The 25,739-nt window shown below is 50.9% G+C and carries 15 protein-coding genes; 7 read left to right on the plus strand and 8 right to left on the minus strand.

Annotated features, from left to right (window positions below; translation table 11 throughout):
- Positions 1–455: 455 nt before the first annotated feature.
- On the plus strand, positions 456–5,969 hold the full coding sequence (locus ACN4EG_RS18920) for a LamG domain-containing protein (RefSeq protein WP_431631738.1): 5,514 nt from the start codon (positions 456–458) through the stop codon (positions 5,967–5,969).
- 345 nt (positions 5,970–6,314) lie between these two features.
- Here ACN4EG_RS18920 and petA read toward each other — a convergent pair whose 3' ends face one another.
- Positions 6,315–7,289 carry a cytochrome f gene (petA, locus tag ACN4EG_RS18925; RefSeq protein WP_431631739.1) on the minus strand — a complete coding sequence of 325 codons (975 nt, stop codon included), beginning with the start codon at positions 7,287–7,289 and terminating at the stop codon, positions 6,315–6,317.
- 63 nt (positions 7,290–7,352) lie between these two features.
- Positions 7,353–7,892: a cytochrome b6-f complex iron-sulfur subunit gene (gene petC / locus ACN4EG_RS18930; RefSeq protein ID WP_431631740.1), complete on the minus strand. Its 540-nt coding sequence runs from the start codon at positions 7,890–7,892 to the stop codon at positions 7,353–7,355.
- Positions 7,893–8,294: 402 nt separating this feature from the next.
- Here petC and ACN4EG_RS18935 point away from each other — a divergent pair, with 402 nt between their 5' ends.
- Entirely contained in the window at positions 8,295–8,612 is a 318-nt protein-coding gene (locus tag ACN4EG_RS18935) for a DUF3067 family protein (RefSeq protein WP_431631741.1), read from the plus strand.
- Positions 8,613–8,632: 20 nt separating this feature from the next.
- On the opposite strand, the gene ACN4EG_RS18940 is transcribed toward ACN4EG_RS18935, so the two are convergent.
- Both ACN4EG_RS18940 and trxB read right to left on the minus strand, forming a co-directional pair.
- A complete protein-coding gene (locus ACN4EG_RS18940; protein ID WP_431631742.1) occupies positions 8,633–9,535 on the minus strand; it encodes an ABC transporter permease in 903 nt (300 codons plus the stop codon).
- Positions 9,536–9,732: 197 nt separating this feature from the next.
- Positions 9,733–11,178: a thioredoxin-disulfide reductase gene (trxB, locus tag ACN4EG_RS18945; protein WP_431631743.1), complete on the minus strand. Its 1,446-nt coding sequence runs from the start codon at positions 11,176–11,178 to the stop codon at positions 9,733–9,735.
- Positions 11,179–11,404: 226 nt separating this feature from the next.
- On the opposite strand from trxB, the gene ACN4EG_RS18950 reads away from it, so the two are divergent.
- The 3 genes from ACN4EG_RS18950 (at position 11,405) to ACN4EG_RS18960 (ending at position 15,857) form a co-directional block, all read left to right on the plus strand.
- Entirely contained in the window at positions 11,405–12,751 is a 1,347-nt protein-coding gene (locus ACN4EG_RS18950; protein ID WP_431631744.1) for a class I SAM-dependent methyltransferase, read from the plus strand.
- A 124-nt stretch (positions 12,752–12,875) separates the two neighbouring features.
- Positions 12,876–13,442, plus strand: a complete 567-nt coding sequence (locus tag ACN4EG_RS18955; RefSeq protein ID WP_431631745.1) for a type IV pilin-like G/H family protein — start codon at positions 12,876–12,878, stop codon at positions 13,440–13,442.
- Between the two features lie 183 nt (positions 13,443–13,625).
- Positions 13,626–15,857 (plus strand): O-linked N-acetylglucosamine transferase, SPINDLY family protein, encoded by a 2,232-nt coding sequence (locus tag ACN4EG_RS18960; RefSeq protein ID WP_431631746.1) that lies wholly within the window; start codon positions 13,626–13,628, stop codon positions 15,855–15,857.
- 103 nt (positions 15,858–15,960) lie between these two features.
- Here ACN4EG_RS18960 and ACN4EG_RS18965 read toward each other — a convergent pair whose 3' ends face one another.
- From ACN4EG_RS18965 to ACN4EG_RS18980, 4 genes are all read right to left on the minus strand, one after another.
- Positions 15,961–17,661 carry an FkbM family methyltransferase gene (locus ACN4EG_RS18965; protein ID WP_431631747.1) on the minus strand — a complete coding sequence of 567 codons (1,701 nt, stop codon included), beginning with the start codon at positions 17,659–17,661 and terminating at the stop codon, positions 15,961–15,963.
- Between the two features lie 89 nt (positions 17,662–17,750).
- Positions 17,751–19,283, minus strand: coding sequence for an FkbM family methyltransferase (locus ACN4EG_RS18970; RefSeq protein WP_431631748.1), 1,533 nt, complete (start codon positions 19,281–19,283; stop codon positions 17,751–17,753).
- 173 nt (positions 19,284–19,456) lie between these two features.
- Positions 19,457–22,183: an O-antigen ligase family protein gene (locus ACN4EG_RS18975; protein ID WP_431631749.1), complete on the minus strand. Its 2,727-nt coding sequence runs from the start codon at positions 22,181–22,183 to the stop codon at positions 19,457–19,459.
- Positions 22,184–22,217: 34 nt separating this feature from the next.
- Positions 22,218–23,741 carry a sugar transferase gene (locus tag ACN4EG_RS18980; RefSeq protein WP_431631750.1) on the minus strand — a complete coding sequence of 508 codons (1,524 nt, stop codon included), beginning with the start codon at positions 23,739–23,741 and terminating at the stop codon, positions 22,218–22,220.
- Between the two features lie 299 nt (positions 23,742–24,040).
- Here ACN4EG_RS18980 and pgl point away from each other — a divergent pair, with 299 nt between their 5' ends.
- The gene (gene pgl, locus ACN4EG_RS18985) at positions 24,041–24,799 is read left to right on the plus strand and encodes a 6-phosphogluconolactonase (protein ID WP_431631751.1); all 759 of its coding nucleotides are present in this window, start codon (positions 24,041–24,043) and stop codon (positions 24,797–24,799) included.
- Positions 24,800–24,952: 153 nt separating this feature from the next.
- Positions 24,953–25,705 (plus strand): FHA domain-containing protein, encoded by a 753-nt coding sequence (locus tag ACN4EG_RS18990; protein WP_431631752.1) that lies wholly within the window; start codon positions 24,953–24,955, stop codon positions 25,703–25,705.
- The last annotated feature ends 34 nt before the right edge of the window (positions 25,706–25,739 follow it).

The following is a 25,739-nucleotide window of genomic DNA, read 5'->3' on the forward strand; positions in this document are numbered from 1 at the left end:
CTCACAGTCTATGCAAATCGTCTGTATACAGAGCTACTCTTTAAGATGCGCTTACCCTGGATCTCAAGCTGATTGATAAGTGATCTACAAACGATCGATAGATTAATCTGAAAATACAAGTTGGGTAAAAATGCTGGAAAAGCTTATTTGGGAGGCTTTTGGGCTGAGTATCCTATCAGTACAGACCCTGCTTATGTTGAAAATTAAGTTTTGGAATAATCTCGAAATAATCTGAAATTTGGTTTTCGGTATCTGGAAGATCTGGAGTGTTAAATGTATTCCTTTAGGAGCCTTCTTTAAATAGTTCTGAAATTATGCTTAGGCGAATTAATCCAATCAATCCACTCAAGGTTTAACAAGTTTGAGAGCTAGATTTGAGAACTAGATTTGAGAATTAACGAGCTCTCAAATAGAACGGTTACATATTCTCTATTGCCCCTGTAAGGACAACAATAATGACACTTCCAACAATTGCCACTGCTCTGCAAAGTGCTCTACAAAGTGGACAAATTATCTTAGGTGACCGTGCGATCGATGGATTTGATCTCACCGATATTCTCAGTATTCTCAATAGCTCTCCACTCATGCTCACAGAGGCAACTCTGACAAGCTTGGATAATACAGTAATGCTCTCTGGAAAGGCGCGGATCTTTGGAACAGATCCCGTTGGAGTCAATTTAATTTTTACAGCCAATGGAGAGGCTGTTGACCTTTCTGTGATGACGATCGTGCCCGTCGGGTCTATTCCAGGGGTGCCTTGGTTACCGATCGCCAATTTGCAGATGGCGCTGACGGTTTCGGGCGGTCAAGTTACAGGGACAATCCAAGGTTCCCTCTTACCGAAGACAGGCGAAGCCATTGCGATCGTGCTCTCCTTAGACGTTGGTGAAACAGTCACTTGGCGCTCTGAGTTGCAGTCTTTATCCCTCACAACGGTGGCCGACCTGTTCTTAAATACGAATCAGGGGCCTCAGGATCTGCCTAACTTTGTTTTCTCAACATTGGCGTTGACCGTTTCGCCCGGTTCCGGTGAGTTTGCCTTAAATGCACAGGTGGACAGCGAATGGGCCTTTACGAGTCAAGGCTTGAACGTGCAGGTAGACCTCGGCGTGAGCCGCTTGGCAAGTCAGGTGAATGCAGCCTTAGCGGTTCGAGGGGCTGGCCCCTTGGAGATCGCGCCTGACCTCTCCCTCCAGGATTGCGATTTCACCTTTAACCTAGAAGCGGGTGAGTGGATGCTGGCAGGAACAGTCGCCGCGACGATTTTGGATGAATCCTTGCAACTTTCGGCCAGCTATGTCCAGGGGGCGGAACGTCGCTTATTTATGCTGGCACTGGCGATCGACGGAACCCTGGAACTTGTGAATTTGCCAGAGGTGGGACGCTTGGGAATTGCCAATCTGGCGATGACTCTAGCCCAGTCTACCACCGGAGAACCAGCCAACTGGTCACTGGCGGCGGCAGGTCATCTGCAACTGGAAAATGTGCTGAATGTGCAAGGACTGCTGACGCTGAGCCGGGAAGATCGGACAACTCGCTTGGTCTTCATGCCCGATGCCGCAGAGGCTGTGATTCCCTTACCGCCGAATCAGGAAGCGTCGCTGCGGTTGCAGTTTGGGGAAATTACGATCGCCCGCCAGACCCTTGCGGCACAACCGCAGCGATCGGCTTGGGCGTTTGAAACTGCGGTTGATCTGGCCTTCGCCGGGTGGCATCCTTCGGTTTATCGGGTTCTCCCCCCGCAAATTCAAGCCCAATTCCGGGCCGATCGCGATCGGGTCATGATTATTGCCGATCGGGCGGTCAATGCTGCTGAGTTTGAGATTCCCGATATTGAGATTAATAATCTCACCATTCCCCTCGGCACCATGCAAGTTGATGTGGTGAATTTAGCGGTTCGCATTGATAGCAACATTGAAGTCTCTGCGGATTTAGCATTGGGATTACCTTCGGATCTGAATAACCTATTCGGAGTCGATAGCAATAGAAATCCTAATTTGGAATTTTTCAATACCTTCGACCCCCGCAATCCCGAAGAGACAACCGTTAATTTACGACTAGCGATCGGGACGGCGGGAATTAGCGTGACGCCAGTGACTTCACCCATCCGAGCTGTGCGGATTGAGGAAGACAATGGAATTGCATACTGGCATGTTGATTTGGGACGCTTTGGGGAAGTCCGCTTGCAGGTGCCTGTCTTTAGCTATGACACTGCACAATCGAGTTTCATGGCGAGCGGTGGATTTGAAGTTATTCGTCCCTTAAGTTTGCCCTTAACTCCTTTCAAACGGTTGCTAGAAGCAGCGGGACTCGGAGCCGTAGCCGCTACTATTCCCGATGGACTACCATTCCAAGATATTCAGATTCTCGATGATAATGACAATTTCCGATCGCAGGAGTTACGCCAACTCTTGGCCACGATCGGGGATGTGCCCACCGAAATCACCGATGCCTTAGACTTGATTGGCGATCGGGTGAATCAATTGCCCAGCCAATTCCGGGACTATCTCAATGTTGAAATTCCCGATAGTTTTACCTTTGCAATTTCCGTGACCCCCAGTGGGACAGCCAAGATTAACGCCCGTGTCAATGAAGGTGATGATCCGATTCGACTGCTCTACCCATCGTTCCAAGTGAATCCCCTGCTCCCCATTCCCGTTCCCGTTTTGAATGGGATTGAATTGCGTAGCCTTTCCTTTGGGGAACTCTCTGGCGGTAGTTTGTTCCTACTGGAAGTGGATGCCAATCTGGATCAATTTGATCTGATTACCCTAGCCGCATCGTTGGCCTTACCGGATGATGACGCGATTCCCTTACCCAATACCCGCGATTTGCAGCGTCGCTTGGTTTTGCGTAACTTGTTCATGATTATTGTCTATCAAACTGTAATCCCCATTCCCATTCCGCTGTTCTACGACGAAGTGGGGATTGAATACCTAGGGCTAGAAGGGCTGACGCTGCAAACCCATGCCCAATTCCCCATGCCGAGTTTTGATCTGGGTGAAGTGAGTCGCATTCTGGCAGACTTGCGACGATTTTTTACCGATCGAGACTTTCTGCTTAATCCCAATACGCCCCCAGATAATGTCAATCTGCGTTTCTCGTTGGATAGCAATTACCTGCGTTTGCCGGAATATTTAGGCAGCCAAATGCTGGGGCCAGGAGTGGATGGCCCAGATATTGATCTCTATGCCAACTTGGCCCATCTGCTGAATGGCTTGAAAACCCTGTCACTCAACGAACTGATTCAAGCATTGCCCCTGGAATATCGCGTGGGGGGTGTGGATGTTTCCTTTGTCAGTTTGCGTAGTCAGCTGGGCTGGTTGGTGACGACGCCTGGGGAATTCCAGCAACTGATTGCCCGTGCAGATAGCCGCGATCGCATCTTCCGCCAACTGCAACTGACCGATGAAGCCCAAGCCCAAGGCTTATTGTCGATTTTGCCTGCGGCTGCGGCAGCAGCACCTACCCCAGAAGAAGGTTTAGTGACTTTCCTGAAAGGCACCTGGACGGTGGCCAATGTGGCGGAACTGGAAGCGGCGTTTGGCTTGGTGGCATCCGGCAGTCAGGGCTTCCGCACAGGGTTCCGCATTGCCGGAGAAATCGATCGCTTCCTAGAGTTGGAAGTGGCGGGTCGGGTCGCCATCAATGCTCCGCTGGCGGGAGCAGCAGCCCTCCCGGCTACGGAAGAACTGCGCTTTGGACTCTCCTATGATGGCCAGGACGATTGGGTGCAGTTGGGCAATCCGGCAGGGTTGAACTTTGATGGCCCCATCACGATCGAGGCTTGGGTGCGTCCCGCAACGGTGAATGGTTTACGCAACATTGTGGCCCATGGCCATCGGGTTTCGCCGAATGGGGAAGTTTTCCTGCGCGTCAATAACGGACGATACGAAGTGGGTTCCTGGGATGGCCGTAACTATCTCACCTCAGCCCCAATTCCCCCCGAGGATATCGGCGCTTGGGTGCATTTGGCGGGGGTCTATGATGGCCAAAACTGGCGGCTGTATCGCAATGGTGTGCAGATCAGCTTTACCCAGGGCGATCGGGGTGCGATTGCAATCCCGGATGCCAACTGGGCGATCGGGGCACGGGGCACTGGAACAGAACGCTTTTTCCAAGGTCAAATCGATGAAGTGCGCCTCTGGAACCGGGCCAAAACGGCGGTGGAAATTCAGGCCGATCGCAATCGCTCCCTCAGCGGACGGGAAGCTGGATTAGTGGGTTACTGGAGCTTTGATGAAGGAACCGGGACGATCGCCCGCGATCGCAGCCCCAACGGCCATAACGGCACGGTGAATGGAGCTCAATGGTTGGCTACGGGTGCGCCGCTGGTGTTCGCCAATCCCGATGCCCCAGATCTCAATCTCCCAGTGGGTAACCGTGCATTCCAACTGGCGGGTCACAGCCATCTATCGATCTTGAATCACCGCATCTTTACTGGCGATGTTCAGGTGGTGGATACTAATTTTTGGTTACGGGGCGACCTCAACCTCTTCCCTGCGGGGTCTCCGTTGCAGGCCAATGGTCGGCTGGCGGGGGTGCTGAATGGCTCCGAGCTTAACCTCAGCGGTCATGTCACCACTTCCCTAGCAGGACTGACGCTGGCTGATGCCCGTGGGTTGATTACGAACAATCAGGTCTTTTTGCAGGGAAGTTGGCTGGGAGTGACGACGACCTTGGCCGTAACCGTGCAGAACAACGACTTTGCGGTGATGGGTGCTGTAAATGTGGATGTGCCCTTGAATCTGAATATTGGCCCCATTCATGACCCCATTACGGGTGTCCGTCTGGTGGATGGGATGAATCTCAATACTCGGTTTAACGCTGGAATCACGGTTGGGATGACCTCGGCTGGGTTCTCGGCACAGGTGGGTGGTTCCTTCCAATGGAATAACCGCACTTGGCAACTGCCTGGATTTACGGTGACTGTGGCTTTTCAAACGATCGAAGACTTGGCTCGACACATCGCGGCCCAAATTCAAGCCCAAGCTGCTGCCATCTTCCGGGAACTGCTGAGCGATGCTACGGCATGGCTAAGGGCGGTACGCGAGGGCGTAATTCAATTTGCTGGAGATGTGGCGGTGGTGCTACGCGATGGCTATCGCCTAGCGGCCCAAGCGGCGGCTCAAGCACTGCAAACGGCGGGTTATACCCTGCAACAGGTGGGCCAAGCGCTGCAAGGAGCCTATCGACAAACGGCAGCGCAAGCCGCGCAGATTTTGCAAAATATTCGCGATGGGGCCCAAGAGATTGCCACGGTTTTGCAGGGAGTCTATCGACAAACGGCGCAACAAACAGCGCAAATTCTACGGGATTTGCGGACCAACCTTCAGGAAGTGGGTCGGGTTCTCCAGCGGGTGTATAACCAAACCGCTCAGCAAGCGGCGCAAATTCTGCGCGATTTAGGGTACGCCGTCTTGGATGTTGGTACTGTGTTGCGAGATGTCTATCGCCAAACCGCCCAGCAGGCTGCTCAGGTCTTCCGCAATCTGGGAACCCGAGCGGAAGAAGTGGGGCGGGTATTGCAATCGACCTACAGTCAGAGCAGTAATGCTGCGGCAAGTATCCTCCGATCGATCGGCTATGGTGTCCAAGATATCGGGCGCACCTTACAGAATGTCTACAGTCTGAGCGCAACTTCCACCGCCCAAGTGCTGCGAGCGGTTGGCTACTCTGTTCAGGAAGTGGGCCAGGTTCTCCAAGGGGTGTATCGGCAAAGTGCGGAAGTGACTGCAAGGACGTTGCGATCGATCGGCTACGGTGCAGAGGATGTGGGGCGGGTTCTCCAGACGGTCTATTCCCAAAGTGCCCAGGATGCCGGACGCCTTTTGCAGCGGATTGGCTTCTCCCGCAGTGATGTTGAGCGGGTATTGCGCAATGTATTCAATCAAAGTACATCAGCAATCCGTGACTTCTTTGGGGACGTTGGCGATACGATCGGGGATGTGTTTCGCCGAATTTTCTAACGCGATTTCCCGATGATCTATGTACGGACTGTGATTGATTGCGCTGGTTGTGATTGCACTGGTTGCGACTTCACTGATTACGATTGCGCTAGTTGCAATGAATCGATCTAGTTGAATAGCATATTGTTCTTTCAGACTCGCGATCGCGGGTCTGTTTTTTATGCAGCATCGGGATGCAAGTTTTTATGAAGCATCCCGATGCAAGCAAAGTAGGGCGCAATAAAAAAGGTCTGGTTGATCCAGACCTTAACTATCGCAACATTTAGAGTAATGTTCACTAGGGGAATGGCAGTGACTGAGAGGCAGTGGATGCAACTCTCTATTGCCATTGCTAGGGAACAAGCCTTAGAAGTTCATTTCGGCAGCTTGAACGCGCTCGACCTGTTTCTTCTTCAGCACCAGCAGAATTTGCGCCAAAGTCACGATCGCGAAGAACGCCACTAGACCCAGAATCCGGTTGGGATCTTGCAGAACGATTTCCACGTCAGCTTGACCAAAACCACCGACGTTGGGGTTGTTCGTCAATGCGGCACCCGCTGCAACTTCATCACCTTCTGCAACGATTAGCGCAGGCCCCGGAGGAATGGTTTCTTCCGTTGTGCCTTTCTCACCTTGGATCGTCACGCTGTAACCGCCATCTTCGGTTTGCGCGATCGCAGCGATCGTCCCGGCTTGAGACGCAGTGTAGACCGTGTTGTTGCTCTTTTCCCCGGTGGGATACACCTGACCCCGACCCCGGTTACCACCCACATGGATTTGGTACTTCCCAAATTCAATGGCGTCATCTTCATTGGGGTCGGGTGCCAGAATGGGGAACTTCAGTTCCGGATACTGTTCACCGGGCAGAGGGCCAACCACTAGAATGTTGGGCTTATCTTCGCTGTAGGGTTGAATGAACATAGCGTTCACTTCTTCCCGTTGCTCATCGGTCATACGATCTTCGGGAGCCAGGGTAAAGCCTTCCGGCAATACCACAACCGCACCCACGTTCAGACCCGTCTTGCTGCCGTCGCCCGCAACCTGTTGAATGTTTTGGTCGTAGGGCACTTTGACTACGGCTTCAAACACCGTATCCGGCAGCACGGATTGAGGCACTTCCACCTCGGTCGGCTTCTTCGCTAGGTGGCAGTTTGCACAGGCCAGACGCCCCGTTGCTTCCCGAGGATTTTCGTACTGCTGCTGTGCAAAGATCGGATAGGCAGAGGCAGGCTTAGACAGGGAAAGGCTTGCGCTCAAAAAGACGCAAACGATCGCGACTGCCAGAACTGCTCTGCGGAGAATGGCTTTCAGCCAGTTTGCAGAAACATTAACCGTTTTCATGAATACCCAGTCAACGCAATAACAAAACGCAATAACAAAAGACGATGGGAAATTGCTTAAACCCTAGGCCCACCAAGGATCTTCCCCAGTCCGGAAATCTTCTTCCGTCCATTGAGTGAAGCTGATGCGATCGTTCTCGATGGTGGCATGGGCCAGCGCCAACGATTGGGGTGCAGGCCCCCGAACAACCTTACCCGTTGCGTCGTACTGAGAGCCGTGGCAGGGGCACATGAATTTATTTTCGCTAGCATTCCAGGGCACGACACAACCCAAGTGTGTGCAGACAGCGTTAATCCCGTAGCTTGCGATCGCGCCATCATCTTGCACCACCACGTAGGTCGGATCACCCTTCAAGCCCTGAGCCAGAGAGCGATCACCCGGCAAGTGGGTTGTGAGATACTCGCTGACCACGATATCGTTACCCAATGCATCCTTTGCGGTTGCACCACCACCACTACCCCCAGCCGAGGGTGGGATGAAATAGTTCACCACAGGATACAGCGCACCCAGCGCAACTCCGGTCACAGTACCGAAGGTGAGTAGGTTCATGAATTGGCGACGACCCATGCTGGGAACGTCTGCGGAACTGGAAACTTGAGCCATGACTACACTAGATGGTTCGGGAGTGACTTCGGACGACAGAAGGCAATTAAAGAACAAAACGAATTCTTAACGCTTTGTCTTAACATCTCTTTACAAAATAAGAGCGTTGATGCTGCGATCGTTGATCTATGCATGACGTTGAGACAACGTTTTACAGATGATCACACTTCATCAAGCCATTGATAGGCGCAGCATACAGCCTTTCCAACCTGTATTATTACAGACTTTAACGCCGAATTAACACGCAGCCTGAGATTACTCATCTGGGAGATCCCGTTCATGAAATTTTTCTAAGCGTGAAGGGGCACAGATTTCTCAGGGTACCAACTGCATCCAGGTGAGGTTGCCTGGGGATACAGGGTGGGAGAGTGGTAGGGTAGTGGAAGACGATCGCCCTTCGCCATGACTGGACAAGACTTTCAACAAATTCTGATCAATAAGTGGGGTTTTTCCTACGACATCCAACTGCGCCAAGTCAAAGGCAAAATTTTTGTCCAAGTTATGTGGAAGTACTTGGAACAGGTTTCCTTTGGTGCGACGGAAGAAGATTACATTGCCCATCTCAACTGGGTTCTCAGCCACCTAGAAGCCTGGGGCGTCGTTGACCAAGTGCTGAGTTATTTGGAAAAAACCCGCGAAAAACCCCGCATTGGCAAAGCCGTCAGCATTCCCGTGGATTTGGGCGATCGGGCCTCCGAATGGCTCCTCGAAGATCTATAACCCGCACTCCTCCTACCCCTCTACCTTCCCTTCTTCTCTGTCAGCGCATTCAACCCTTCACCCAAAAACGACAATCCCACCACCATGAGCGTCATGGCTAAGCCTGGGAAAAGAGCCGTCCACCAAATGCCGCCCGTGGCCAGCGCATCCAAGGCTTGTCGCAAATCCTGCCCCCATTCCGGTGTTTCCTCCGGCAGCCCCAATCCCAGGAAGCCTAAACCGCCCAAGGTCAGAATAGCGTCGGCGGCATTGAGGGTGAGAATCACGGGTACACTCTGGATCACATTCAGTCCCAAATATTTCGTCAGGACGCGCCAAGTGGAGGCCCCCATGGCCTGGGCCGCTTCAATGTAAACTTCCGTTTTGACGCTGACGGTTTGGTTGCGTACCACTCGGTAGTACTGAGGAATGTAGGCGATCGCGAGGGCAATGGCCGCGTTCAGCACTCCCCGACCCACTACGAATGCCAGCGTCACAGACAAGAGCAATCCCGGCAGGGTGTAGACCGTATCCATACAAAAGAGCAGTACCCGATCGAACCAGCCGCCCAGGTAACCGCTGACCATACCCAGGGGGACCCCTAGAAGCAGGCTGAAGAAGATTGCTAGGACGACCACCTGTAAAGCCGCTTGGGAGCCAAACACGGTGCGAGAAAACACGTCATAGCCCAGGCGAGTTGTGCCAAACCAATGGTTCCACGAGGGGGCAGCCTGGGGCGGATTATCTAGAAATTCCGTAGGATCTTGTAGCAGCCCGATCGCCTGCAATAATGGTGCAAACAGGGCGATCGCGACGAAGAACAAGGTCATCACTGCCCCAATCTGCATCAGGCGTACCGATAAACTATCCGTGCCCGAAGGGGTGAACCACCGGAATATTTTGCTTACCAAAGATTTGCTGGCAACGGATTTGCTAACCACCATAGGTCTACTCCCGGTCTACCCCGCAGGACGACAATACGCTGCAAGAAGTCTGCAATAAACTGCAAGAAAAAAGAGCCACTGAATCAATGACTCTTCACACAATACTCTATGGATTGGCCTATAAATTGATCACGATCGCCGGAGCCCTGCCTGATTGCTATGCCAGCTTGCATGAACCCAAGCTATGGCGGCCAGCCCTAGAGTTGCGATTGAATGACTTCGCGGTATTGGCTCTTTTGCTTCACCCCTAGTAATTCGGCAACCTTATCTTTGTGCTTGAAGAATTGAATCGTCGGCGTCCCCACTACACCAGCCGCTTCTGCGACCTCTGGATCCTCAGTGATATCAATTTCCACGTAGTGAATTTGCCCATCAAATTCTGTGACTAATTTGCCCAGAATTGGCTTCAGGGTATGGCAGGGGCCGCAGGTGGGCGAGGCGTATTTCACCATGATGAGCCGATCGCTTTCATGGTAGAGCTTGCGCAGGGCATAGCCGCCAATGTGGTGGGTGATGTCGAGGCTAAAGTTGGCGGAAGTCGTGACTGTCGGTGTTGGAGCAGTCTTAGAATCCGTTTCTTCTGAGGCGGATTCTCCAGCAGGCTCTCCTTCAGACTTCACGGAAGGGGCTTCTGCACTCACGCCTTCTGATTTAAATTCCTGGGCTAAGCCATGGTGGGACAGCCAGCGTTCCGCCAAGAGTGCTGCCATGCAACCCGTCCCGGCAGCGGTAATGGCTTGGCGATACTCGTGATCCTGCACATCCCCGGCGGCAAAGACCCCTTCCACACTAGTCGCCACAGAACCGGGTTGCGTGACGATGTACCCGACTTCATCCAGATCCAACTGGCCTTTAAATAGGCTGGTGTTGGGGTTGTGCCCGATCGCGTAGAACAGACCCTTGGCGGCAATTTCGCTTTCTTCGCCGGTTTGGTTATTTTTCACCCGCACGCCGGTCATAAATCCATTTTCGCCAAACACATCGATCGCCGACGTGTTCCAATGCACGGTAATTTTGCTATGGCTGAGCACCCGGTCTTGCATGGCTTTGCTGGCCCGCAATTTGTCGCCCCGGATCAGCATATGCACCTGGCTACCGTACTTGGTTAAGAACAGCGCTTCTTCCGCTGCTGTATCGCCGCCGCCAATGATCACCAGGGGCACATTCTGGAACATCGGTACCGCTCCATCACAAATGGCGCAGGCAGAAATCCCATGGTTCCAATACTGACCTTCGCTGGGGAGTCCAAGGCGCTTGGCCGTTGCACCCGTCGCAATAATCACACTGTGGGCCTTGACGGTGCGATCGTCGGATTTGATTACAAAGGGACGCTGGCTCAGATCGACCTCCGTCACATCTTCGGTGATCAGTTCTGCCCCCCAGCGATCGGCCTGGGCTTTCATCCCTGCCATCAACTGCGGCCCCGTAATGCCATTGGGAAAACCGGGAAAATTTTCAACCTCAGTCGTGGTCATGAGTTGGCCACCGGGTAACCCTCCCGCTTGAAACCCTTCGAATACCAAAGGCTTCAAGTTGGCCCGTGCTGCATAAATCGCTGCTGTATAGCCTGCTGGCCCCGACCCAATAATGACGAGATTCTCGACTTGATTGTCAATTTGGTTTTCAACCGTGGGAGTTGCCATAGGGATTAAATACAAACTCATAACGACTACGGATAATATATCGTAAGATTTCTCATTTTGGGAAGGGGTGAGAGGGGTAGGAGGGTGAGAGGGGTAGGAGGGTGAGAGGGCTATACGGGATAACTCATAGGAATGGCTGAGAATCCTGCGCCTTTTCTCGTAGGAATGGGCATATTGAAGGTAGTTTCGATCGTTTGCCCTTTTCTAGAGTTGTAGGAATATTCCAATGACAGCGGCCCAACCCAGCGCTACCCATACCACCCTCACAAGCGAAGCGTTAGAAAAACTGAGGCAGCATTTCAACAAAGCCCCCTATCCTCGGGTGCCATTGGATGAGTATCCCAATGACCGTAATGCCCTCTATGTTCATAGCTTGACTACCGCTTACTATCGCCGTAACCGTCGCGTGATTGACCCGCAAGGAAAGGTGATCTTAGACGCAGGATGTGGAACGGGTTACAAGTGTCTGATGCTGGCTGAGGCCAACCCGGGGGCCAAAATCATTGGGTTAGATCTCTCTGAAGATTCTGTGGCACTGGCGCGGGAGCGGCTAGCCTACCACAAAGTCGAAAATGCTGAATTTTATGCAATGCCCATTGAGGATTTACCCAGCTTGGGCTTACGGTTTGACTACATCAACGCTGATGATGTGTTGTATCTGATCCCTGATCCCGTCGTTGGGCTTCAAGCCATGGCCCAAGTGCTGCAGCCCGATGGAATTTTGCGAGCTAATTTCCACAGTTCTTTACAAAGAGCAGCCTATTTTCGGGGGCAACAATTTTTTTCTGCTTTGGGGCTGATGGATAGCGCACCGGATGACCAGCACATAGCACTTGTGCGGCAAACCATGAATGCGCTCAAAGATGGCACAAAACTGAAGCTATATGCCTGGAACCCCAACTTTGAGACTGAAGATGAACATATTCTTGCAAATCATCTCCTGAAAGGTGATAAAGGGTGGGTGCTACCCGAATTTTTTGCTGCTCTTAAAGCCGCTGGTTTAGAGTTCATTAGCATGGTGAACTGGTGGCAGTGGGATTTAGTGCAACTGTTCAAAGATGTGAACGAGTTACCCTTGGAAATTGGCTTGGGACTGGCTGAAAAAAGCCTAGAAGAACAATTACATCTGTTTGAATTACTACATCCAACGCATCGCCTTTTAGATCTCTATAGTGGATTGCCAGGATCTTCGCAAGAGCAGAGTCTTCCTGCAGATTGGGACTGCGAACAGTGGCAGACTGTAACCGTTTACTTACATCCCCTGCTCTGTAATACGGTGTTTCGAGAAGGGTTAGAAAACAGTATTTTGGCGGTTCAACCGTTGCAGCTACATAACTACCTGTGTTTTAGCAATGACCCTGTTGCGATCGATAGTGGAATGGCAACCTGTCTGCTCCCCTTGCTAGAAGCTCCTCGCTCCTTGGCCGATCTGGTGCAATCTTGGTGTCGAGTGCGTCCATTTAACCCAATCACCTTAGAACCAACGGATGAGCAAACCGCGATCGACCTAGTGAAAGCGCTCTTAATTCGACTAGAGAGCCTAGGCTATATCTTGCTCGATCGACCTATATAAACCTGTTTGAACTATTCTGGAAATTTTTTTCGGATTAGGTGATCGGAATTGTGATTTGGCTGGGTAAGTTAGATTCAGGAGATTTGAAGTCCAACAAATCCTGCACCTTAAGGAGAAACTTTCGATGAAGACCGAACTGAAGGCTAAACTGCTGCAACACTTGGCTGGTAAAAAGCGTGAAGGTGGTTTCACCCTGATCGAACTGCTGGTTGTGATCATCATCATCGGTATTTTGGCTGCTATTGCACTGCCTTCCTTCCTGAACCAAGCAAACAAAGCGAAGCAATCTGAAGCTAAGCAATACATCGGTTCCATGAACCGCGCTCAACAGTCCTACTACTTGGAAAAAGACCTGTTCGCTAGCAACGCTGACTTCGGCCAATTGGGTCTGGGTATCAAGACTGAAACGGGTACCTACAAGTACACCATCGCTGGTGGTGGCGCTAACAGCACCAACGCTGCTAACTTAGCTAACCCCATTCAAGACGCTACCGCACCCCTGAAGACCTACGCAGGTGGTGTACAGATCGGTCAAGTCGCTGCAACCAGCGAAGCAACCACTTTGGCAGTTCTGTGTGAAGCTGAGAAAGCTCGTGTGAATGGTGGTGGAGTCGCTGTAATTGGATCTGTTGCCTTTGTTGCAAACGGTGCTCCAAGTTGCGGTGGTGGCTTTACTGAACTGAAGAAATAATTCTCAGTTAGATTCCTATTTTTTGTTAGAGAGTGGATGGTTGATTGCTATCCACTCTTTTTGTTTGAATCATCGTATTTGATGTATTCAGCGTAGTGAATTGCAGTCTACTCTAAATCGTAATCTACTCTGCATTTCCGAGATCCCCCATCTTGTAAACATCTGCAATTATTGTTACTGGCTATGCTACTTTCTCCGGAGCAGTTCTCCTTAATTCAAGCAGATCTTCAAACCAAGCAGTATTCGGGACTGACCGATCGCTTAGAAGGTTGGATTCAAGAAGAGCCAACTTGTCAGGTTTACTATTGGTACTTGGGATTAGCCTTTCTACTCAGCCATCAAGAAGAAGAAGCCCAATTCACTTGGTTATCGACGTTGGCGGAGGCAGGAGATGCGGAGGAGGAATGGCTGAATGAATTGGTCGCCATTGTTGAGGCAGAGGCTCAACGAAAAGCTTCATTAAGTAGCTTGGAGAATACGCGGGATGATGTTTGGTTATTGCGTCAACATCTGCGCTCCATTTGTCCGACCAATCTATCAAATTTATTGGGCATCATTCAATTAGCTGCCCAGCAGGATCACTGGGTTCCAGAAACCGACTGTGTTGCAGAAGCGATCGACCTTTTAGCAACCTGTCCCAGAAATCACTTGGATGCATCCTTAGTGCTGGAAACAATGAGTCAGCTATTGCAACACGCTCCCATGCATCCAGAGTCGGCGAATTTTGTCCGGGCTTGTATTCCCCATATTCCAGATTTGAATGCGTTGATTCATTGTTTGTTTCCTGCAGCGATGCGAATAGCCCATTCTGCCCGAAATCCCAAGCTTGCAGCGCATTTGGCAGAAGCCTACCTAGAAGTTGATCCCGACAACCAAGAATTTTTGGGGCAATTGGTGACGTTTTACCAAGATGCGACGGACTACGATACGGGGATCGCAACGGCAAAGCGTTATTATGCTGCTGTGGAAGGCTTGGTCAAGCAAATTTTTGCCAGCCATCTGATTTTGCGAGGGCTACTGAATGCGGGCGGTTATTGGGACGAAGCGATCGAAGCTCTCCAGCGGCATCAGCAACTTCTCCAATCCTTATCGATCAACTCCCTGCAAGACCTGGCCTCCGTTCATGTACTGCGATTGCTGACATCAACCTATTTTTTGCCGTATTTTCAAGATACGCTGGATAACTGCCAGTTACGTCACCAAGTTGTAGAATTGGCGCAAAATCAACTACGGGCGTTTCACACCGCTGCCGTTACTCGCTATCAGCAGGGACATCAGCAAAGACGGACAGGGGCGAATCGAAGTCGCCCAAAACTCAAGATTGGCTACCTATCCCATTGTATGGGGCGGCATTCAGTCGGTTGGCTGGCCCGTTGGTTGATTCAGCACCACGATCGCGATCGTATTGAACTCTACGGTTATTTCATTAATGAGCGACTGGGAGACTCTTTACAATCTTGGTATGTTGAACAATTTGATCATGTCTATTTCCTCGATCGAGATTTTGGAGATAGTAGCCAACGCATGGCTGATCAAATTCATCAAGATCAGATTGATATCCTGATGGATCTCGATAGCATTACCCTGGATGTCACCTGTGAAATCTTAGCAATGAAACCAGCCCCCATTCAAGTAACTTGGCTTGGCTGGGATGCGATCGGGATGTCTGCGATCGACTACTTCATTGCCGATCCCTATGTTCTCCCGGAGAATGCCCAAGCCTATTACACAGAGAAGTTATGGCGTTTACCTGAAACCTATATTGCCGTGGATGGGTTTGAATTGGGCGTGCCAACGCTGCGGAGATCGGAATTAGAAATTCCAGAAGATGCAATTGTTTATCTAACGACGCAACGAGGATACAAACGCCACCGCGACACTGCACGATTGCAACTGAAAATTATTCACGGTGTTCCTAACAGCTATCTGCTGATTAAAGGGTTTGCTGATGATCAGGCGATTCAGAAATTTTTCTACGAGCTAGCTGATGAAGTCGGGGTCGATCGCGATCGGCTACGGTTCCTGCCCAATGCAGCCTCGGAGGCAGTTCACCGAGCCAACTTACGGATTGCAGATGTTGTGCTAGATACCTATCCCTATAATGGTGCGACGACAACTCTAGAAACGCTATGGATGGAAGTGCCGATCGTGACTTGGGTAGGACAACAATTTGCTGCCCGCAATAGCTACACCATGATGATGAACGCAGGCATTACCGAGGGCATTGCTTGGAGTGCTGAGGAATATGTGGAATGGGGTATTAAATTAGGAACGGATTTAGACCTCAGAAAGCAAGTTGTTTGGAAACTCCATCAATCTAAACAATTTTCTCCACTGTGGAATGGTAAACAGTTTGCCCAGGAAATGGAAAAAGCTTTTGCTGCCATGTGGGAGCAGTTTGTTGGGCAAGTCTGAAGCCTATGGCACCAGTCTGAAGCCTATGGCAGAGGATGGGTTCGTATTCCAGATACCCATCCTCTGAGAATCTTGAGTCATTCCTGGTTTTCCTGACTTGGATCTAACGAGTTTGCTGCATAGGAATATTTTCGACTAGTCGTGGATTGTCCAGGGGATTACGAGATGCAATGAAAACAGCACGGGTAAATCGTTGATGAGAATAGTCTAACGTCCAATCGATCGGGAATTCCTCATGACTGGGTTGCGTGGTAGGTAAGTAAACAAAGGAGAAATGTTGCTTTAGTTGTTGATACACCCACGATCGGGTAGGTCGGCAGCCCAAGCCATGGATACTTTGAGTTTTGCTAGCTACCGGTTCTTCACAGGGATTCAACAGCTCATCCGTATCCGTTGAAACTGCGGTTTCCAGTAGCAATAAATCACCGCAATGTTTAGCCATAAATTGCAGCGCCGTAACGGGATCCTGTAAGTGATACAACAACCCATAGCAATACACCACATCAAAGATGCGATCGAACGTCATATCTGGATGATCGCAATCTAAAAGATAGGATTGTAACTGGGAGAAGCGTTGTTGCAGGATTTCAAAGTTATCAGCCCGACCTTCAGTTGTCACTACATCACAACCCCGATCAAGAAAGAAAGACGTATGATCGCCAATTCCAGCACCCACTTCCAGTACCGATCGACCTTGCAAAGGGAGTCCCAAGCTTGCCAAGTGTTCTAACCGTCGTTGGTTATGACGTAAATAATGCTCACTTTGAAAAGCTTGAACAGGCGGGGCATAGACAACCTCCTCCAGAATCGGCTCCGGTGATAGTACTGGTATGGGCTGATGGAGGTAAGGCTGCACCTTTTGCACAACCGGCACATTTTCTAACCCTTGTTTCAAGAGATCCGGGACTTGAGCCAAACTTTGAACGATCGCGTCGGCTAGGTTATTGGCTGGATTTTGCTGACCCAACGTTAAGGTGAGGTGTTCAAGCAGTTCTAAGGCATAGTCAGTAAACTCTAGCGCATCCGCGATGCAGGCAAGTTTGAAGATGGCTTCTGGGGTTTTGAAGGCTTCCGGTGTGCTGGCCTGCAACGGATCGCGTAAGTAAATAGCATCTGACCACAATAATTGGCCTGGACGCTTGATAGAATGCAACGGAGAACGCTGTTCGCGACAGAGGGGAGAGAGATCAAACAATGTAAATCCCTGTTGTCGCAGGAAGATATCCGTTTCAGCAAACAACGGTTCGTCCCGATAAATAGGTGAGAATTCTACTTCCGTTTGGATGGCAAACACCGATCGTTGAAGCAATGACTGCGCCCCTTGGAGTACTTGTAGGTTTGCGCCTTGAACGTCCACTTGCAGGAAATCCACTGCTTCGATCGCCTCATCCTGACAAAATTGATCGAGCGTTGTGGTTTCAATTTCCACCGTAGACGCAAGGCCGACTAAGTCGGGAAAACGTGGAAACCGCTGAATCAATTCCTCATTCGGCGGATAGAGCGAACTACACATGGGATTTTTAGTGATGTGCAGAGTGGCTTTACCGACTTCCTTCGCGATCGCGATCGGGATATGAAATTCATTCCAATCATGGCCTTGGGCCTCAAATTCCACATTGGCTGCTTCACAGGCTTCTGGATCAGCATCAAAGCCAACAATGGTTAAATTGGGCGTAAACAGTCCCCAACTTTGACTGCCATAGTCGTCTTCGGTGGTGATTTTGCGAGACCCCACGTTCACCAACATCATGGAGATCTCATCTAGATAGCCCAGTTGTTTGAGGATGGGTAAGAAAAATGCCATAGGAATTACAGTAGAACTTGTACAGGTTAATGGTCTAACGATACGATCGAGCAAGCTAGTTTACCAGTCAATCAACTGATAGCGGAAAACTATCTAGGAATTGCAATTACATTTAAACAGTCATCGAACGACTCCGTTGCATCCAAAGGAAGCAATTGTTTGAGAAAGGGTTGATAGCGGCAGAGTTGATAGCCGTTTTCTTGGAGAAATTGAGCTACGGTTAAATTGCTACCCTTACTCCCTGCAATATTTTCGTACAGAATAGTGGGCTTGAATTCCTTGAGCAATCGATCGCTACCCATTAATACCTGTAGCTCATGGCCTTCCGCATCGATTTTGAGGAAGTCCACCTGCGTTAGGCGATGATGGTCAATCAGACTATCTAGGGTGAAACAGGGAACGGCTTCGTAACTGCCTTCGGGCAGATCAACATCCTCTGCACAAACTTCGTTGAGTTCACTGCTACTCTGGAGTGCCAATTTCAGCGTACCTTCATGGTCGCTAGCGGCCCCGCGACAGACAGTAACCTGGGAAAGCTGATTAATTTCGCAGGTCTGTACCATTGCAGCGATGCATTTAGAAAAAGGTTCGATCGCCAAAACCTGACCTTGGGCACCCACCTGTTGCGCCGCGCTGAAGGTATAGATCCCCACATTGGCACCGACATCAAGAACGGTCATTCCGGGTTGAATTCGATCGCGCCAGAATTCCATTTCCGCCTCGAACCAATCCCCCGCACCCAGCAATACACCCGTGACTAAGCTTTGAAAACTGGCGTCAATCACAAAATGCAGATGTTCAAAGGGACAGTGGGTAATGGTGCTATCTAAAGGCAAGTTGGCCCAGGGTGCTCGAATGGCTTGGCCACGGTGTTGGTAAAATTCCGCCAAGGTCAAATCACCTAGGCTGCGATAGGCTAAGCACAAGCTTTGTAAAATGGCGGGTCGCTGGGGTTGCAAATCGATCGCCCGTTGCAAATTTAGTAGTCCTTCCCACTGCCCACTCATCAATCGAGCCAACCCTTGTTTCAGTTGCAGTGTGACGGATTGGGGAAATAGGGTTTCTGCGATCGTGAGAAACCGTTGACCGAGGGGATTGTAAAAAATTGGATTGCAATGTACGAGCGCTGCTGCACTCAAACGTTGGGCCTGTCCATCCCCATTGGCAGAGGTCAGAATCGTTTCTAGGAAGCGATGGCGGTGCTCAAATTCAGTCGGTAGATAAACCAGCCCTAACGGTGCAGAACGACCAATTTCAGAATTGCTAATCACGCCTGAAAATGCAAGTTGGCGAGCCTCCGCACTATTGCCGATTAAGCCCTGGGCGATCGCGAAATGGATGGCACAGAGCGGATGTTGTCCCTGGGCTGCTTGGAGCGCTTCGATCGCTGTTTCAAAATAGACCGATCGTAGTTCCGAATTATCAGCCTGTTCCGCTTCGATCAACGCAATGACAGCAATGTTATTTAAATCCAAAGCAGTTTGCGGATCTTCCCAATCTGTCTGGGCTAAACCAGTGTAAAGTTGTGTCTGGAGATCGGAGTCTAAGGGAATTTCCAGACGCTCTAGGTATTGGAGATAGGTGCGAGCGGTCGTGGGGAGTTCAGAAAGTTGGGGATGCATGACAGAAAGGGGCACTCTGAAAGTAGAACTTCAAACCGGCTATCAATCATTTGCGGGACAGCATAACCGCCTAGACAAAGTATGCCTTTTGTGGGTGGGAAAATGAACATTCTCAGTCAAATCATCATCTAGCGGAAACAGGGCGTGGGGGCGCTTCCTTCGACAGGTTGGGGTTACCTAGGGGGTGGAGAGACCTCTTTAATCAGCTTCGTTTGCAACGGCTCAAGCAGTGTATCTAGTTGTGGGTCGTAGAATGTTCGTGGAAATACATCGGGCATCAATACCGTCGTGCCAATGTTATCCGATGTGGTGAGAAAGTCGCTGGGCAGAGGGCCGTCAATATGACGACTGACGACGCCAAAACCGACTCGCGATCGCCGAATTGAATTGGCTGGAGCATTGAGTTTAATCCATTGGTCAAAGGAGGCCGATTGCGCCATGGACGCTTGCAATTGCTCCATCATACCGGGTGGTGGGGTGTCTGCGAGGCTGTTGACCCAGGCGGCGGTGAGTTGTTCAGGGCGTTGGTTCGGTTGCGTCCAAGCGGCGATCGTTGCGGATAAGGTGGGCGAAAGTTCTGTTTTCAAGGTATCGCTGAGGGGCTGATTATTGGCAAGGTCGATCGCGGCTTGCAATGGTTTGTAGTTGCTGGCTTGGGCGTCTTCCTTCGCTCCAGCTACATTGCCTATCCACCAGCGCACCCGACTGCGATAGAACCGTAGTGATTGAATTAGTGTTTCAGTTTGCGCTTGATTCAAGAGATCGGTCAGAATGCCCTCCGATCGTTTCAGCACTTGGTCAAATAAGGGTTTTTGTTTGGCATCACGCCAGAGGGGACTGGTCATAAAGTTAGGGTCGCGGATGACTTCTAAGGCGATCGCTTCGATCGCTCGATCCGGCTGATTATCATACAGCAGACTCAACCCCAACCCATAGAGCACACCGCGCTTTGCAGGCAGTAATCTAGCGGCTTCAGCGAATTCCTTTGCAGCTGCTTTAGGGTCGCGGTTAAGCCATAACCAGCCCAGATTGGTATGGCCAAATTCCTGGGAAGATGTAATTTGATTGGCCTTACGGAAAGTGGCGATCGCCTGTTCTAGTAGCTGCGGATTGGAGGTTTTCAAACCCACATCGCCCAGATTCCAAGCCAGTTGGTAGGCGTAGTAAGGTTCCCAGGGCGCAACTTTATTGGCATCGGTGAGGGACTGCACAAAGCGATCGAAGAATGCCTGTTTCTCTTCTGGGGTTTTGCTGGTTTCCACCTGCTGCAGGGCATTGAATCCCTGGCTAGACAATAACCAACCATGGTAAATCGGCCAGAGGGAAGCAATCACGAGTAGTAATGCACTAATGCCCGCAATTGGAATCATAGTCGGAATTCTAGAATCATCCTGCAATCGAACGTTAGACAATTCATGTTCTTGGTCACTGCTGGATAATACATTGAAGTCATTATGGTAGCTACTAATGATTACCGAGAGAATCACAACAATGATGCCGCTGATACAAAGATTGTCTAACTGGTAATCACTCAAACTTTGTAATTCATAGGCAAACAGACTCGCAAATAGGCAGTAGATTAAGGGAGAATGCCGATCGCGATCGCGCCACCATTGGAACCCCAATAATCCGATCGTAGCCAACCCTAATCCAATTCCCAGTAAACCCAATTCTGCCCAAAGCTGTGCGGGAGTACTATGCAACTGAAAGGCCCATTCCGCTTCCTGTCCAGCCCAGTCCGGTCGATATTGCTGGTACAGCAGTGGAACCGCTCCTAAACCTTGGCCAGTGATGGGACGGCTCAGCCCCATATTCCATCCTGTGACCATAGTAATTATCCGATAGCCGAACTCTCCCGGTACATAGCCCCCTTGAATGGCTCGAAAAATTCCCTGAAGCCGACCGGTGCTGACCACCAATGCCAAAATTAAGCCAGCAATCCCCAAGCCAGCTAAAACAAATTGCTTAGGTAGTGCAGTTTTAGATAAGCGATCGATCGTGTGATCAATTCCGCGATCGTATAACCGATCTGAGAGTTGAGGGTCTGGCCCTTGCTCCATCGCTTGAAGCTGTTGGCGGGTTTGTAACTTTTGGTGAGCTAGGCGCACGGCCCCCAAGGCCACAAGAACCACCACCACCGTGAGTAACGCGCTGCGGGATGCCGTCGTATAGAGATCCAGGAAGCCTAGCCCTACACCGCCCCACCATAGCCATTTGCGCGCGCCCTTACTTTCTAGCCCCAGCCCAATCAGTAACGGAATCGCTAAGAGTAAATAACCCGCAACGTAGTTTTGATGGCCGATCGGAGCCCAGTTACGATTTTCTAATACCGATAACTTAAACGGTAAGGCGATGCCTGTAGCCTGCTGCAAGGATTGCAACCGTTGCACTGTGGGCAACCAGGTTTGGCTGACCCATAGGCCCAAACTGGTGGCAATAAATCCCACACTCAAATAGCCCTGCCATTGCAACAGTTGTAGCCGTCGATTGGCTGTTGTGAGCCATTGGTTTAGGGCATAGAGCGTCGCAATCATGCATAGGGCAGCGGCTCCATACCAGCGGGCCTGGGTTGGAAAGACCGCCGTCAGGGATGACACCACGATTGTGACGATCGCCGCGATCGCTAATCCATCCCACCCGCGTCCTAGGGGAAGCCAGCGTCGCGTTTGCAGCACCTGTCCCAACAGCCACAGCACCGGACACACCAGCGCCACCTGCCAAATAAATATCCACGGCCAAGATACCACTAACGTACTACTATCCGGTAGCAGTGTGAATAGCGCATAGAGAGCCGCAGTCAACAGCCCCAAAAGTGGACGGGGTGCTGGGGTTGCAGCAGAGGCAGAATGGGACGTGGACGAATCGGGCATGGAGGGTTCGGGCATGGGGGATTCGGGCATGGAGATTACCTGACAGAGCAGTAGAATCAGCAAACTAATATGCGCCTTTTCCAAAAAGCACAATTTTGACGGTTTGGAGCAAAATTTCTAAATCTAAATTGAGGGACCAGTGATCGATGTAGTACAAATCCAAGCGAGCTGCGTCGCTAAACTCATCAATGTCCGATCGACCAGAAATTTGCCAGAGTCCCGTCATTCCGGGCAGCACTTGATGGCGAATATGGTGCCATTCATCAAACCGCTCCACATCCCGGAGGGGCAACGGACGGGGACCAACCAGGCTCATTTGTCCCCACAGTACGTTAAACAGTTGTGGCAACTCATCTAAACTGGTGCGTCGTAACAGACGACCGATCGGCGTCACCCGAGGATCATCTTTGAGCTTAAACATAATGCCGTCTTGGCTTTGGTTCTGGGTTTCCAACGCGGCTTGCAGTTGGGCCGCATTGCGATACATGGTGCGAAATTTCCAAATGCGAAATGGTTTACCATGCAGGCCAATGCGTTCCTGCCGAAAGAAAATGCTTCCCGGAGAGTCGAGTTTCAGCGCGATCGCGATCGTCATTAACAACGGCAACAGGAATACCAACCCCAGCAGCGCCCCTGTGATATCCATCACCCGTTTTACCCGATAGTCCCAGCCCGTCAGCAAAGGCGGCTCGAGGCGCAGGGTGGGCACTCCCGCGAAAATTTCGGGAATGCCGCGACGGTGCAAGGTTTCCACGCTAGAGGGCAACAACCGCAGCACAATCCCCGATCGCCGCAACTGCCAGTAAAGCTGCGAGGCCAATTCCGTGTGCGGTAAACTTTCTGCTAGCACTTCCTGGGTTCCAGAGGCCAAGATCGATCGGGTAATGGCCTGACTGGTGGCCATGGAGGATAGGGCCGCTCCCACAATGCGATAGCGGGGTTGCCGTTGTAGAACACGGGCTAATTTGGGTAACCGCGCCGCTGGGGCAATTAAAAAGACCTTCGTCGGCGCTTGTAACCGTTCTAGAGCCTGCAAAATCAAGCTAGATAGCAGCCGAAAACTCACCACCAGAATGATGCTGCCGACCCAAGCGGTCATGACCAACGATCGGGGAGGCGCGAGCTTGGGATCATAGAAATACTGACTGACTAGGGACAGTAAATAAACCAGGCTGACCAATTGGCCCGATCGGACATAGTCCTGGGCCCGTGATGTCGCTGGGTACAGCCCCCCCCAGGCAAACACCCCCAAGGTGATCCCCACAAACGCCCAAAATAGTCCCGGCAAGCCCAACCACATGCCCCAATCCAATTGTGGCGGCAAGGGAGAGTAAAACTGGTTCAGAAAAACGGCCCCCCCCCAGGAAATCGCCAGCGCTGCCACATCCCCCACCAACCAGGTCAATACCCTAACCCAGCGCCAGTAACGGAGGGGTTGAGGTAGTTTTTTTGTGGGCGCACGTAGGTCTTGGGACACTTTGAGGTCGATCGATGTGCGATCGGGTAGATTTGCCATGCCGCGATACAGCATCCTGAACCATCCGGGAAAATTGCGAAAGGAACCAAACAGGACATTGGCCCAGGTCATGAAACTGATCTGGTTAACAGACTATCTGGTTAGCAGACCTGCCTGAATGTACAGACTGACCTGGGTGCCCAACCTACTAAACTGGGTGCCAAATCTATCTCGCTGCCAGATTGGGTAGAAATCGTCCTAGGAAACACTTAAGAGTATTCCGCAGTTGGCTTGCAAAACGATCAGGGAAACTTGTGGCCCGGAACCTTAAAATTCTGCGAGGACAACGGGCAAACCCCAAGCTTCTTAGCTATCCTGTCGAATAGCTTGCAAATAGCTGTTGTGGGAAAAAGTGTGGGAAAAGCGAGTTCATGAGTACAGCACGAACGATCGAAATTTTGCCAGATTTAGCAGGGGTGGTCACCCGAACGCGGGATCTGATTGTGGAACGATTACAGACAGCGATCGCTGAAAGAGGAATTGCAACGATTGCCCTTTCCGGTGGCAGCACTCCAAAACCGTTATATGAACAACTGGCCCTGGAATCCTTACCGTGGGACAAAATCCATCTATTTTGGGGGGATGAACGCTATGTGCCCTACGACCATCCCGATAGCAATTATCTGATGGTCAAACAGGCTTGGATCGATCGGGTCTCTCTGCCTTCGGAAAACATTCATCCCATGCCTACCCAACTGTCGGATCCTGCTGATGCAGCGATTCAGCATGAAGCCGATTTACGAATTTTCTTCAAAACTCGGTTCGATAGCCCTCCGTCTGCGGAATGGCCTGCTTTGGATGTGATTCTATTGGGCATGGGAGATGATGCTCACACCGCCTCTTTATTCCCTGGAACGGCTGCTCTGCAGATTTACGATCGCTGGATTACCGTAGGGGAAAAGTCTGGCCAACCCCGACTGACCTTTACCATTCCCTTGATCAATGCCGCTCGAAGTGTGATTTTCATGCTGGCAGGGGCGAATAAACAAGCAGCATTGCAGCAAGTGTTTGCTCCGCAAGCAGATGATTTGATGTATCCCTCTCGGTTAATTCAACCCCAGGGAGAACTCTGGTGGGTGATGGATCAAGCGGCGGCGGGTGGATTGCCTGAAGGAATATCCCTTACTTGAGGGGATATTCTAGGAGCCGGAACATTGCTTGAATCCGACATGCTCTGGAATCAGGTCTATGGTTTGGCTTCCATGATCTCAAGTTTCAGTCCAATTTCGACAATTGCTCTATCAATTTTTCTGTAATTAGAGTCCTTCTGTCCTAGTTTGATCATGATTAGTTGTCCCAATTGCAACCACCAAAATCCCGCTGGGGCTGTGCAATGCGAGTCTTGCTTTACCCCTTTACCTGCTCTATCCTCTTGTCCCAACTGTGGTGCATCGATTCAATCGGATGCAAGCTTTTGTGGCCAGTGTGGATTTAATTTGCAGACGATCGCGGCAGCTAGTTCCGCCGCTGCCTCTGTGGCACCACCACCACCCCTAGATCCGGAAGCCCTCTCTGCTGCATTCCCCGATCTGATTCCACCGGATCCCATCATTATTCCAGACCCGATCGTGGCCGTTCCGCCGCCCCCTATTCCAGAAGCTCCTACTCCTGCAGCCAATCCTCCTGCAGCCAATCCTCCCGTTGAAGTTCGACCCACGCTCAACCTCTCCCAAGGTCGGGTGCCGGAGGGGCATACTCAGTTGCAGATGCAAACCGCTAAGTTGCTACATGTGCAAACTAATGTAGTTATTGAGTTGCCACAGAGTGTTCCCGTGGTTCATATTGGCAAGCCCAACGATCGGATTCCGCCGGATATTGATGTATCTGGATTTCCTAACTCTGAAATTGTTTCTCGGATCCATGCAGATATTCGAGTTGAAGGGGATGTCTACTTCGTGGAAGATGTGGGCAGTTCTAACGGAACCTACGTGAACAACTCTCCATTGCCTGTGGGGAGTCGGTATCGGCTTCGTCCGGGCGATCGAATTTCGTTGGGCAAAGGGGATAAGGTGACGTTTTTGTTTCAACTGGCTTAATTCCTCAATGTCCCAGGGCCGAGTTTGCCGGCTC

Origin of the sequence: Alkalinema pantanalense CENA528 (genome assembly GCF_050753345.1) — a bacterium.
GTDB lineage: Bacteria > Cyanobacteriota > Cyanobacteriia > Leptolyngbyales > Leptolyngbyaceae > Alkalinema > Alkalinema pantanalense.

What these genes read in the sequence shown, in the direction of transcription:
- ACN4EG_RS18920 (WP_431631738.1), top strand. Translation starts at nt 456, where the DNA reads ATGACACTTCCAACAATTGCCACTGCTCTGCAAAGTGCTCTACAAAGT.
- petA (WP_431631739.1), bottom strand. Translation starts at nt 7,289, where the DNA reads ATGAAAACGGTTAATGTTTCTGCAAACTGGCTGAAAGCCATTCTCCGC.
- petC (WP_431631740.1), bottom strand. Translation starts at nt 7,892, where the DNA reads ATGGCTCAAGTTTCCAGTTCCGCAGACGTTCCCAGCATGGGTCGTCGC.
- ACN4EG_RS18935 (WP_431631741.1), top strand. Translation starts at nt 8,295, where the DNA reads ATGACTGGACAAGACTTTCAACAAATTCTGATCAATAAGTGGGGTTTT.
- ACN4EG_RS18940 (WP_431631742.1), bottom strand. Translation starts at nt 9,535, where the DNA reads ATGGTGGTTAGCAAATCCGTTGCCAGCAAATCTTTGGTAAGCAAAATA.
- trxB (WP_431631743.1), bottom strand. Translation starts at nt 11,178, where the DNA reads ATGGCAACTCCCACGGTTGAAAACCAAATTGACAATCAAGTCGAGAAT.
- ACN4EG_RS18950 (WP_431631744.1), top strand. Translation starts at nt 11,405, where the DNA reads ATGACAGCGGCCCAACCCAGCGCTACCCATACCACCCTCACAAGCGAA.
- ACN4EG_RS18955 (WP_431631745.1), top strand. Translation starts at nt 12,876, where the DNA reads ATGAAGACCGAACTGAAGGCTAAACTGCTGCAACACTTGGCTGGTAAA.
- ACN4EG_RS18960 (WP_431631746.1), top strand. Translation starts at nt 13,626, where the DNA reads ATGCTACTTTCTCCGGAGCAGTTCTCCTTAATTCAAGCAGATCTTCAA.
- ACN4EG_RS18965 (WP_431631747.1), bottom strand. Translation starts at nt 17,661, where the DNA reads ATGGCATTTTTCTTACCCATCCTCAAACAACTGGGCTATCTAGATGAG.
- ACN4EG_RS18970 (WP_431631748.1), bottom strand. Translation starts at nt 19,283, where the DNA reads ATGCATCCCCAACTTTCTGAACTCCCCACGACCGCTCGCACCTATCTC.
- ACN4EG_RS18975 (WP_431631749.1), bottom strand. Translation starts at nt 22,183, where the DNA reads ATGCCCGAATCCCCCATGCCCGAACCCTCCATGCCCGATTCGTCCACG.
- ACN4EG_RS18980 (WP_431631750.1), bottom strand. Translation starts at nt 23,741, where the DNA reads ATGACCTGGGCCAATGTCCTGTTTGGTTCCTTTCGCAATTTTCCCGGA.
- pgl (WP_431631751.1), top strand. Translation starts at nt 24,041, where the DNA reads ATGAGTACAGCACGAACGATCGAAATTTTGCCAGATTTAGCAGGGGTG.
- ACN4EG_RS18990 (WP_431631752.1), top strand. Translation starts at nt 24,953, where the DNA reads ATGATTAGTTGTCCCAATTGCAACCACCAAAATCCCGCTGGGGCTGTG.